General features: G+C 39.5%; 9 protein-coding genes. 7 read left to right on the top strand and 2 right to left on the bottom strand.

Going from position 1 to position 12,378, the window contains the following annotated elements:
- Nucleotides 1–260 precede the first annotated feature (260 nt).
- The gene (locus tag ACSVDJ_RS12895) at nt 261–470 is read left to right on the top strand and encodes a hypothetical protein (protein WP_439169945.1); all 210 of its coding nucleotides are present in this window, start codon (nt 261–263) and stop codon (nt 468–470) included.
- 317 nt (nt 471–787) lie between these two features.
- On the opposite strand, the gene ACSVDJ_RS12890 is transcribed toward ACSVDJ_RS12895, so the two are convergent.
- Both ACSVDJ_RS12890 and ACSVDJ_RS12885 read right to left on the bottom strand, forming a co-directional pair.
- A complete protein-coding gene (locus ACSVDJ_RS12890) occupies nt 788–1,960 on the bottom strand; it encodes a reverse transcriptase domain-containing protein (RefSeq protein WP_518620660.1) in 1,173 nt (390 codons plus the stop codon).
- A gap of 583 nt (nt 1,961–2,543) precedes the next feature.
- Entirely contained in the window at nt 2,544–2,780 is a 237-nt protein-coding gene (locus ACSVDJ_RS12885; protein ID WP_518619005.1) for a hypothetical protein, read from the bottom strand.
- A 576-nt stretch (nt 2,781–3,356) separates the two neighbouring features.
- Here ACSVDJ_RS12885 and ACSVDJ_RS12880 point away from each other — a divergent pair.
- The 6 genes from ACSVDJ_RS12880 (at nt 3,357) to yihA (ending at nt 12,370) form a co-directional block, all read left to right on the top strand.
- Nucleotides 3,357–4,331: a tetratricopeptide repeat protein gene (locus ACSVDJ_RS12880; RefSeq protein ID WP_439169947.1), complete on the top strand. Its 975-nt coding sequence runs from the start codon at nt 3,357–3,359 to the stop codon at nt 4,329–4,331.
- A 149-nt stretch (nt 4,332–4,480) separates the two neighbouring features.
- Nucleotides 4,481–5,767 carry a trigger factor gene (gene tig, locus ACSVDJ_RS12875; RefSeq protein ID WP_439169948.1) on the top strand — a complete coding sequence of 429 codons (1,287 nt, stop codon included), beginning with the start codon at nt 4,481–4,483 and terminating at the stop codon, nt 5,765–5,767.
- Nucleotides 5,768–6,007: 240 nt separating this feature from the next.
- Nucleotides 6,008–7,273, top strand: a complete 1,266-nt coding sequence (clpX, locus tag ACSVDJ_RS12870; protein ID WP_439169949.1) for an ATP-dependent protease ATP-binding subunit ClpX — start codon at nt 6,008–6,010, stop codon at nt 7,271–7,273.
- Between the two features lie 306 nt (nt 7,274–7,579).
- On the top strand, nt 7,580–9,226 hold the full coding sequence (gene lonB, locus ACSVDJ_RS12865; RefSeq protein WP_439169950.1) for an ATP-dependent protease LonB: 1,647 nt from the start codon (nt 7,580–7,582) through the stop codon (nt 9,224–9,226).
- Between the two features lie 236 nt (nt 9,227–9,462).
- Nucleotides 9,463–11,793, top strand: coding sequence for an endopeptidase La (gene lon, locus ACSVDJ_RS12860; protein ID WP_439169951.1), 2,331 nt, complete (start codon nt 9,463–9,465; stop codon nt 11,791–11,793).
- On the top strand, nt 11,783–12,370 hold the full coding sequence (gene yihA / locus ACSVDJ_RS12855) for a ribosome biogenesis GTP-binding protein YihA/YsxC (protein ID WP_439169952.1): 588 nt from the start codon (nt 11,783–11,785) through the stop codon (nt 12,368–12,370). The genes lon and yihA overlap by 11 nt, the downstream gene beginning before the upstream one ends.
- Nucleotides 12,371–12,378 lie beyond the last annotated feature (8 nt).

Raw genomic sequence — 12,378 nt, 5'->3', positions numbered from 1 at the left:
AACATCAACCTCTTGTATCGTTTAGTGAAACGGTCAGTATAACAGTCATGTAAGAAATTACAGCTGTTGTTGACCTCAGAACTGAATGATACGAGAGGTTTTTTGTTTTAACTAAAAAAAGGGTTTGCTTGAAATGGTGAAGATGTAAAGTGATTATTAGCTGAACTGCCTAAAAATCGTTCTAACGCTCTATTGTGTATGGTCAAATTCAATACTAATTATAGACATTTTAAATATTGTTACAAGGCAAATGAGGGTAAGTGGTTATAGAAGCTGTACCATATAGTGACTATAGGGTACAGCATTTTCAAAGTGTAACAAAAGCGGAGTATGTTGCGGATATTTCAGCCGATACTGTTTATTGTTGGTTAGAAATGGGGTTTCGGAAGACAATTAACATTAAGGTTGACCACAAGGTGAAAGAAGGGGTTACAGAGTGGGAGATGGAATATTTTGTTGTGTTTTATTAGACTTAGGTAACTTCATGCAGCTAAAGGACACTGTAGCCGTCTTAGAGATGTTTAATACATTGGTTCAGCTTGAGGAACGGCATATAGACTTTAGGAACAATGTGTTAAATTTAGAAGGTAGTATAATGAAAGGAAGACATAAGAATTATACAGAAAATAACAGGGGTTTACAATATGCTCTTTAGTTATTCCGCAATAGAGCGACTAATAAGTCGTTACTGTCAATTTTAATAAAGCAAGGTTGTATTTAGATATAGTAGTTATACAGGATGAACGTAGAAAAATGACAAAGCCACCGTGAAGGTGACTTTGTAAAATCAATAACTATATTCGTTTGATTTGGGGTGCATAGTTCTTTCGATACCTTTAACTTTAACCTCTTCCTTTATTGCTCTATAAATTCTTAAAAAGCTTGGTATTTCTATTAATCCTTTTTTACGCTTTATTTTTTTGTTTTTGCATTCATTAAGTAAATTGCTCTCATTTAAATTAAATGGAAATTGATTAGAACGGAAATGCCCGTGCTTCTTAAGTAAGCTATCACGTTTTCTTATACTATTCAAAATAGTTGATAGTAACCATCTATCAAGTTCCTTCATCTGTTCCTCATCATCTACTAAGGGATAAAAATTCATCAGACCTTTAAAGTTTAATCTCTTATAAGAGCCATTTAAATAATTTTTTAACATATGTTCACTTAAATTCCCGTATAGATACCTTCTGATTTGCATAATTACAGTTACAAAATCAGTATCAGTATCATTACTAGGAATTTGTACTGATTGTAAAGGTATTTTATTCAGTGGCTGAATAAGATTTTTATACAGAAGGTAACTAATGTGTTTTTTTATTTTCTTAACAGATTCAGGTTTAATACTGATGTTATCCCCAGACAGTTTATAACCTAAAAATTCGATTGAATCTTTTTCAGAATGAAATTCAGAAGGCATACCTTTTTTTGATAAAAGGCTAATGCCGTGTGATTTATCAAAGTTGATTTCAACCCCAGTTTCTCTAGAGAAATCTTGCATAACATCGAAAGATTTACAAATTTTTGAATAATTTTCAGACCAAATAACTGTATCGTCAGCATATCGGGCAAACCTAAGTCCTTCTAATTCTAACTTTTTATCTAAATTCCAACAAGCAAGGTTTGCAAGAAAAAGAGAAATAGATGTACCTTGGGGTATTCCTTTCGGAAAATGACTAAGGGATACCCTTACAATTTCTTTCTCAAAGTCACTTACTAAAAAGCCATTTTGATTAAGTTGATTTAATAAGTAATCATGGTCAATTGACCCGAAAAAATCTCTGAAGTCAAATTCAGCAACGAATAACCTAGGTGTGGCTTTAATATCAAGTGCAATATCTTGGATGGCATAGTGAACATTTCTATCATTCCGATAGGCATACGAGAAGGAACTAAATCTGTGTTTATTCTTGCTAAGTAATCGACTATAAAAGTAATTTGATACCGCTTCATCTGGTATCTGAAATATGTATACTGGTCTAGTTTTGATACTATTTTTTTGGGGATTATCTTTAGGTAAGGCTTAAATGGTTCATATGTGCCATTTATTAATTTATTAAATATAGATTTTGCTATTTGTTTTTTGTGTTTTAGAACGTAGAAAGGATTATATTTTTTATCGACAGACCATTCTTCCGGGAACTTAACCTCTTTCTGAGGTGGATTTTTTATTTTTCTTTTTTCTCTATTATGGATTAGCTCTAAGTTGTTGTGGTATTTTTGAAACTCATTAACTTTTCTGACAGCTAATTGATTGATATGGAATTCAATTTCTTCAAGTAGCAAAGCTAGTCGCCTCCCTATATACAAAAAGCCTTACCAGTAAGTAAGGCTTTCCACGAAAACTATAATTAAAAGTAAGTCTTCACTTGGAACTCAGCATGAAGTAGCGTTGTTCTCCATATTCGAACATAGAATTCGAAACATATAGCTTCCGTTTGTCACCTAATGACATATTTTCATTTTACCAAAGAATAACTCAATTGTAAATGTAATATAACTGGCTTGAAAAGGGGTGCTTATTACTATTTTGAATCTTTTACCTATTGAAGAGTTTGTAGTGAAGATCGTTTCTTTAAAAATGGCTTATTCTCATTGCCTAATGAAAAAGCAATAGTCATGAACCCTTTATCTTTACCAAAAGATTTCTCAGCTTCCCCCACACCAACACCACCATAAATCAAAGAATCAAAAATAGCCGAACATTTTAGAGCACTCACATCGTTGAGTGCTCTTTCTATTTTACCCCAACCACAAAAAGGACCCTTCCTTTGTAACATTTGTCTATTCCATTTCATCAAGCTCCAATAGCATATAGCAGTGGATGAAAAAGGAGGAAGTTGTCCCTCCCGAATAAGATCTATGATATGTGAGAACGGCCGTCGCTAGTCAGTCCGTTGGAACATAAAATATATCGGAGGATGAGAAGATGAGTAAGAAATACTATGATAACTATGATCATAAGCAAATGTGATGATCATAAAAAGCATAGAGACAAGGAGATCTAGTGTGAATTTGTCAAAGCAGAAACGCTTTCTGAATGTCGAAATTACCCAGTGTATCTAGATGCGGATATTAGCGAATTTGATTTCCTTGAAAATGACTATTCACTTAACGGTCAAGCTCCTTCAAGTACAACAAAGATGGATTAATAAACATCGACATCATCACGATCATAAAGGTGAATGAAACTCACGCTTTTAATAAGAAACCATGCAGTCAACGATAGCGGTATGCTTTTCTTTTGTTTGCTTTTTTTTTGAAAAATATCATGCTACACTTACATAAGTAAAATCGAAAGAAAGCGGCTATTTAGGTAGTTTGTTTGAACTTATAAATGATCGGGTGATCACAAAATGAAGAAGAAAAAATGGACAAAAAAAGGAAATGTATTTATTTTTCCAGGGACCTCTGAGGAGTTGGTTCGTAAAGGGAGAGAGGCGCTTGAGAAGAAAGATTACGACCAAGCGGTACTCCATCTGCAAGAAGCACTTCAATACCCTTTAAATGAAGAAGATGATGTGAAAATGGCGCTGTTGCTTGCCTTATATGAAAGTGGTCAATATGATCAAGCACTTTCATTATGTAAGGATATGCTGAATGAAGGGGTTGGAGAATACGTTGATGTATTAGATGTGTATATTCTCATCTTGATGCAGCAGAAGCAATATGAGGAGATCTATGCTACTTTATCTGCTTTAATAGAAGAAAAGCAGCTCCCAGAAGAAAAAAGGGAGAATTTCGAGCAGCTGTTACTATTGAGCAAAAAGATGAAAGAATCTCCACCTGTAGAAGAGAAGTCGCTGTTTGCTGGGAGCGAGAGTTTAAGAGAGAGGACCATCATATTGATGGAGTTAGTGAATCAAAATATTCGCCCTTATAAAAAAGAGTTAGAACGGTTGTTAAAAGATCCACAAACACATCCATTTGTGCAAACGCTCATTTTAAATGTGTTGAAGGAACACGGCGTTGAGCAGCCGACGGAGGTGCGGAAATTTTATTTTCACAAGCAAGTTGTGCCAGCGGTGTTAAAGGATGCGTTTGAAAGTGACTATTTTCAAGAGGTGATTCGTCGGTTAGAAGAACAGCTTGGACAGACAAACCCTGTGCTGTTAGAGCAAGCGAGAGAATGTGTGAAACGCCATTTTTTCTTATTGTATCCGTTTGATCCTGAAGGTGTTTCTTCTGAGAGCTGGGCGGAAGCTTCTTTGCTTCTCGTTCAATCTTATTATGAAGACGGATGGTTGAATGAGGAAAAGCTCCCAAAAGAAATCAGTCGTAGCCTAGCCTTGATTAAGGAACTAGATGAAATTTCTTCGCCTATTATGTAGCCTTTTTCTTGAAAGAGAATAATCGTGTGTTATAATGTAAAGGTCGTAAAGTGTCCTTTTTGTTTAATGATTGACATACATAGGGCGTTCGAACAAAATAAAATGTTCAATTTTATTATCAATTTATAGATTTTTGGAGGGAACTTTTTATGTCTGCAAAATGGGAAAAGTTAGAAGGGAACCAAGGCGTTCTTACAGTAGAAGTAGATGCAGAAGCAGTCAACAATGGTCTTGACGCTGCATTTAAAAAAGTAGTAAAAGATGTTAACGTACCTGGATTCCGTAAAGGTAAAATGCCTCGTGGAATGTTTGAAAAGCGCTTCGGTGTAGAATCTTTATACCAAGATGCTCTTGATTTCATTCTTCCAGAAGCATACGGAAAAGCAGTTGAAGAAGCTGGTATCGATCCAGTAGATCGTCCAGAAATCGATATCGAGCAAATGGAAAAAGGCAAAGAGCTAATCTTCAAAGCGACTGTTACAGTAAAGCCTGAAGTAAAGCTTGGTGAATATAAAGGTCTTGAAGTGGAGAAAATGAGCACAGAAGTGACAGAAGAAGACGTTCAAAACGAATTAACTTCTTTACAAAAACGTCACGCAGAGCTTGTTGTTAAAGAAGACGGTAAAGTTGAAGCAGACGATACAGTTATTCTTGACTTTGAAGGCTTTGTAAACGGTGAAGCATTTGAAGGTGGAAAAGCGGAGAACTATTCACTAGTTATCGGTTCTGGCACGTTCATCCCAGGCTTTGAAGATCAATTGATCGGCATGGCAGCTGGCGAAGAAAAAGACGTGGAAGTATCATTCCCAGAAGAATACCATGCGCCTGAGCTTGCAGGTCAACCAGCTGTATTCAAAGTGAACCTTCACGAAATCAAAGCTCAAGAGCTTCCTGAGCTTAACGATGAGTTCGCGAAAGAAACAGATGAAGCAGCGGAAACGCTTGCTGAATTAAAAGAAAAAATCCAACAACGTCTAGAAGAGCAAAAGAAAAACGAAGCAGACCAAACTCTTCGCGACACACTTGTTGAAAAAGCAGTAGCAAATGTAGAAGTAGACGTTCCTGAAGTAATGGTTGAAAGCGAAATCGATCGCATGCTTCAAGAATTCACACAAAACCTTTCTATGCAAGGTATGAACCTTGACCTTTACTACCAATTCTCAGGTCAAAGTGAAACAGACCTTCGCAACCAAATGAAAGAAAACGCTGAAACTCGCGTTCGCACAAGCTTAACTCTTGAAGCAATTGCAGTTGCAGAAAATCTTGAAGCGACAGAAGAAGATTTAGAGCAAGAGTTAACAAAAATGTCTGAGCAATTTAACTTGCCAGTAGAAGACATCAAACAAGCATTAGGTAGCACGGAAGGCATGAAAGGCGATTTGAAAATCCGCAAAGCAGTCGAATTCCTTGTAGAAAACAGCAAAACTAGTGCATAATAGAAATATGGGAAGACAAGGCGCGAATTTCTCGTGCCTTGTTTTCTACCCATTACATAAAAACTTTATCTTTTAGTAATAGTTCCACCAATAGCCCATTATATATACAGAAAGCCTTTTTATTTTAGACCGGTATATAAATGTGGTACAATGCAATACATAACTTTTTAAGCACATAAGTGAACAATGGAATATAGTTGTTTACTTAATATTATTATCATTTATAAGGGGTGACATATTTTGTTCAAGTTTAACGATGAAAAAGGTCAATATAAATGTTCTTTCTGTGGAAAAACACAGGACCAAGTTCGTAAGCTTGTAGCTGGTCCCGGTGTGTATATATGCGATGAATGTCTTGAACTTTGTTCGGAGATCGTAGAAGAGGAGCTTGGAACAGAGGAAGAAGTAGAATTTAAAGATGTTCCAAAACCGACGGAAATTCGCGATATTCTCGATGAGTATGTGATTGGACAAGAACGAGCGAAAAAATCGCTAGCTGTCGCAGTTTATAACCATTACAAACGAATTAACTCTAACAGTAAAGTAGATGACGTGGAACTTTCAAAAAGTAATATTTGTTTAATCGGGCCAACAGGAAGCGGAAAAACGCTTCTTGCTCAAACGTTGGCACGCATTTTAAACGTACCTTTTGCCATTGCTGATGCGACTTCTTTAACAGAAGCTGGGTATGTAGGGGAAGATGTTGAAAACATTCTTCTTAAACTGATTCAAGCGGCTGATTATGATGTAGAGAAAGCGGAAAAAGGCATTATTTACATTGATGAAATCGATAAAGTAGCACGCAAATCGGAGAACCCTTCGATTACACGCGACGTTTCTGGTGAAGGTGTGCAGCAAGCTTTATTGAAAATTCTAGAAGGAACGGTTGCTAGCGTTCCGCCACAAGGTGGCCGAAAGCATCCGCATCAAGAATTCATTCAAATTGACACAACGAACATTTTGTTTATTTGTGGTGGAGCTTTTGATGGTGTCGAAACGATTATTAAACGCCGTTTAGGTCAAAAAGTAATTGGCTTCGGTGCGGAAACGAAGCAAGAAGAAGTAAGCGATCAATCATATCTTGCTAAGTTAGTGCCAGAAGATTTATTGAAATTTGGCTTAATCCCAGAATTTATTGGTCGTCTTCCAGTGACAGCGAGCTTAGAGCAATTAGATGAAGATGCGTTAGTTGAAATTTTAACAAAGCCGAAAAATGCACTTGTGAAGCAATATCAAAAAATGCTTGAAATTGATGATGTAGAGTTAGTATTCGAAGAAGAAGCTCTTGTTGAAATTTCGAAAAAAGCGATCGAGCGCAAAACAGGTGCTCGTGGACTACGTTCCATCATCGAAAGCATTATGCTAGATGTCATGTATGACCTTCCATCCCGTGAAGACGTAAAAACATGCGTCATCACAAAAGAAACCGTAACGGACGGCGCCGCGCCGAAACTACTAGGTGAAGACGGTCAAAACATCGACCAAAACACAAAAACACCTGCGTAACGAAAAGTGGAAGTCCACTAGTCGCTAGCGCCTGTAGCTAGACAAGAAAAGCGGAGCCAACTTGATCAGCCGCGACAAGCAAAAGACGAGCCGGCTGAAAGGTTGTTCTTTAACCTTTTGGACGGATTGGCTTTTGACCTCGAGCGGCTAGTTGGCGCAGCTAGACATAACGAAAAAGGACAGTTCAAGCTGTAGAGAACTGTCCTTTTTTCACGTTCTTTTAGCGGAAAAGCGGATGATCTGCACCTGAACTGGAGATACTGAAAAATTAGATTCGAATAATTTTTCAGTGCAGGAGGGTGTCAAATGGATTGGACGACAGTTGCGATTGTGGGACAATTGGTGTTTGGGGTGATCATTAGTTTTTATTTTTTCACGCTGCTTAAAAAACAACATGCGAACAAAATAACGATTGATCGAGAGTCAAAGAAAGAAATGGAAGCGTTAGAGAAGATGAGGTCAATCTCGTTAACGAAGCCGTTAGCGGAGAAGATTAGGCCGACAAGTTTTGCGGATGTCATCGGTCAAGAGGACGGGATTAAGGCGTTAAGAGCGGCTATTTGCGGTCCTCATCCTCAGCATGTCATCGTATATGGGCCACCTGGTGTTGGGAAAACAGCGGCTGCTCGCTTAGTGTTAGAGGAGGCAAAGAAAAGTTCACAATCTCCTTTTAGCGACCATTCTGTCTTTGTTGAGTTGGATGCGACAACGGCTCGTTTCGATGAAAGAGGGATTGCTGACCCGTTAATTGGTTCTGTGCACGATCCGATTTATCAAGGGGCAGGCGCTCTCGGACAAGCGGGAATCCCTCAGCCGAAAAAGGGTGCAGTAAGCAATGCACATGGAGGCATTCTTTTTTTAGATGAGATTGGCGAATTGCATACGATTCAAATGAACAAGCTATTAAAGGTGCTAGAAGATCGGAAAGTTTGGCTAGAAAGCATCTATTATAGTGAAGAAAATGACACGATTCCAAAACATATTCATGATATTTTTCAAAAGGGAATGCCGGCTGACTTCCGCTTAATCGGCGCGACGACGAAAAGGCCAGAAGAAATTCCGGCAGCGATTCGATCACGCTGCCAAGAAATCTTCTTCAATGAACTGAGCAATAAAGATATCATTGAAGTCGCCAAAAAAGCGGCAGAAAAAGCTCAAATGACGATCACTGAAACAGGATTAGCGTTAACGGCAAAATACACACGCAACGGCCGGGAAGCGGTTAATTTGATTCAAATGGCGGCTGGGCTTGCGATCATGGATGATAGAAAGGAAATTTTAGATGAAGAGGTCGAGTGGGTCGTCTATTCCAGTCGACTGTCACCGAAATGGAGACCTTCGATACCTGAGAAAGCAACGATCGGTGTCGTCAATGGATTAGCGGTGACAGGGCCGACTAGCGGCGCTTTACTTGAAATTGAAGCGGTTGTTATTCCGACGACAACTCAAGGTTCGGTGACGGTTTCCGGTATTGTAGAGGAAGAAACCTTTAATCAACCAGCCAAATCGATGCGTCGCAAAAGCATGGCGAAAAGCTCTGCTGAAAATGCATGGACGGTATTGAAATCCCTCGGTGTACCAGTTGATCAGTTTGATATTAACATTAATTTTCCAGGTGGTATGCCGATTGATGGCCCATCGGCTGGAGCGGCAATGACTGTTGCGATGTACTCGGCCATTTATCGTCATCCTGTAGATCATACGGTGGCGATTACTGGAGAAATCAGTTTATCAGGAAAAATCAAGCCGGTCGGTGGTGTGAGACAGAAAGTGTTGGCGGCTAAAGAAGCAGGAGCGAAAAAAGTATTAATCCCTCATGAAAATGATCTTCTTGATTTGAAAAATGTGGAGGGAGTCAACGTTGTTCCTGTGACTCATTTGAAAGATACTTTTGTCCACTTTTTTGATAAACGAGCGGAAATACAAGGAAATCCACATTCAGAGGCGCTGTAAACAAAAAGGCTACTTGCTAAACGTTAAACATCTCCATCAAGAGTTGAACAGACAGTGGAGACGTTAGCTGCTTTTAGCGGGCAGCCTTTTCATATGATCGATCCTCTCCAAAGAATAGACACTCCCTTTTAAATACGATAAAATTAATAAAAGCATGCATTTTGTAGGGAAAGAGCAACATGAAGATCAGTAGGTTATGATTTTGTTGAATGTTGTAATTGATGGAGGTAATGTTTATGAGTAATCAACCAGTACATACTGTTCCCCTCCTGCCGTTAAGAGGCTTATTAGTTTATCCAACTATGGTGTTGCATCTTGACGTAGGCCGCGAGCGTTCCATTCAAGCATTGGAACAAGCGATGATGGACGACCATTTGATCTTTTTAGCTACACAAAAAGATACGAATATAGATGACCCTATTCAGGAGGATTTGTTTGAAACAGGGACATTGACAAAAGTAAAGCAGATGCTTAAACTACCAAATGGCACGATTCGTGTCTTAGTCGAAGGGCTAGAACGGGCGACGATTGAAACGGTGGAAGATAAAGAAGAGTATTTTTTGGCGACCGTTCAGACGCATGTGGACGAACAGCTCATCAATGCAGAGCTTCAGGCGCTCATGCGAACGCTTCTACAATATTTTGAACAATACATAAAGCTTTCTAAAAAAGTATCAGCTGAAACATATTCGACTGTAGCAGATATTGAAGAGCCAGGTCGACTTGCAGATATCGTGGCTTCTCACTTGCCGATCAAGCTGAAGGAGAAGCAAGAAATTCTCGAAACATTTGATGTGAAAGCGCGTTTGAACCGTATTATTCAATTATTAAATAATGAAAAGCAAGTGCTTAATTTAGAGAAGAAGATTGGACAACGTGTAAAAACGTCGATGGAGCGCACGCAAAAGGAGTACTTTTTGCGTGAACAAATGAAAGCGATCCAACAGGAATTAGGCGATAAAGAAGGAAAAACAGGAGAAGTTGAAGAGCTGCTGAAGCGCATTGAAGAAGCAGGGATGCCAGAAAACGTTGAAAAAACGGCGTTAAAGGAATTAAATCGCTACGAAAAAATCCCTGCGAGTGCCGCAGAAAGTGTTGTCATTCGCAACTATTTAGATTGGCTCCTTGCATTGCCGTGGTCGAAAGCGACGGACGATGATCTCGATGTAGCTCACGCGGAAATGATTTTAAACCGCGACCATTATGGTTTAGAGAAAGTAAAGGAGCGGGTGCTGGAATATTTAGCGGTTCAACAGCTAACGAAATCGTTAAAAGGCCCGATTCTTTGCTTAGCTGGACCTCCAGGAGTGGGGAAAACGTCTTTAGCTCGTTCAATTGCCGAGTCGCTCGGAAGAAACTTTGTGCGCATTTCGCTTGGCGGAGTACGTGATGAATCGGAAATTCGTGGTCATCGCCGCACGTATGTTGGGGCGATGCCGGGACGGATCATTCAAGGGATGAAAAAAGCAGGAACGAATAATCCTGTCTTTTTGCTCGATGAAATTGATAAAATGTCCAGTGACTTTAGAGGCGACCCATCCGCTGCCTTACTAGAGGTTCTTGATCCAGAGCAAAATCATAATTTCAGCGATCACTATATTGAGGAAACGTACGATCTTTCTAACGTCATGTTCGTGGCAACCGCGAATGATTTAGCGACGATTCCAGGCCCGCTCCGTGATCGAATGGAGATTATTACGATTGCTGGCTATACAGAGGTCGAGAAAACACATATTGCGACGAAGCATTTATTGCCAAAGCAAGTCGAAGAGCATGGTTTAACGAAAAGTCAGCTGCAAGTAAAGGAAGAAGCGGTGCAAGATATGATCCGCTATTACACAAGAGAAGCGGGTGTGCGTAGTCTTAAGCGTCAACTAGCGTCAGTCTGTCGGAAAGCGGCGAAGAAGATTGTGTCTAATGAGCGTAAGCGGATTATTATTACAAGCAAAAATTTAGAAGACTTTTTAGGGAAAAGAACGTTCCGTTACGGTCAAGCGGAAACGGTCGATCAAGTCGGTGTAGCCAATGGGTTGGCTTATACAGCAGTCGGTGGCGATACGTTGCAAATCGAAGTCTCTCTTTCTCCGGGAAAAGGAAAATTAATTTTAACTGGTAAGCTTGGGGATGTAATGAAAGAATCCGCCCAAGCCGCCTTTAGCTACGTCCGTTCAAAAACGACTGAGTTCAATATTGAAGCGGATTTCCATGAAAAAAATGATGTTCATATCCATGTACCAGAAGGAGCGGTTCCGAAAGACGGACCATCTGCGGGAATCACGATGGCAACAGCTCTCGTATCTGCTTTAACAGGTCGTGCGATTCGCAAGGAAGTAGGAATGACAGGAGAAATTACGTTACGAGGACGCGTGTTGCCAATTGGAGGCGTGAAAGAGAAGTCGCTAGGGGCTCACCGTGCGGGGGTGAAAACGATTATTCTCCCACAAGAAAATGAAAAAGACATTGAAGACATTCCAGAAAGCGTGCGCAAGGAATTAACATTTGTTCTTGCTGCGACGATGGAGGATGTTCTAAAAGTAGCATTAGTAGGTGAAAACAATGAAAGTTAATCAAGTAGAAATGGTCATTAGTGCAGTCAAGCCGGAGCAATATCCAGAAAGTACTTTGCCGGAATTTGCTTTAGCGGGACGTTCAAATGTAGGGAAATCCTCTTTTATTAATAAAATGATCAATCGCAAAAGTATGGCTCGTATTTCCTCTAAACCAGGAAAAACACAAACGCTTAACTTTTATAAAATTGAAGAGGCTCTATACTTCGTGGACGTTCCGGGCTATGGCTTTGCCAAAGTTTCGAAAAAGGAACGTGAAGCATGGGGGAAAATGATTGAAACATATTTAACGACGCGGGAACAATTGAAAGCTTGCGTGTTAATTATCGATTTGCGACATCCGCCGACGGAAGACGATGTGATGATGTATAATTTCCTTAAGCATTACGACATTCCAGCTGTTGTAATCGCAACAAAGGCGGATAAAATTCCAAAAGGGAAATGGCAAAAACATTTGAAAATTGTGAAGGAAAAGCTGGAGTTTGAGCCGGAGGATGACATTGTCGTCTTCTCATCCGAAACAGGACAAGGCAAGGATGAAGCGTGGAAAGTATTGCAACGACGAATGAAGAACTAACAAAAAGC

It is taken from the genome of Bacillus sp. Hm123, assembly GCF_051842975.2.
Classification (GTDB): domain Bacteria; phylum Bacillota; class Bacilli; order Bacillales; family Domibacillaceae; genus Bacillus_CE.
This window is presented reverse-complemented; position numbering and strand designations above follow the sequence as displayed.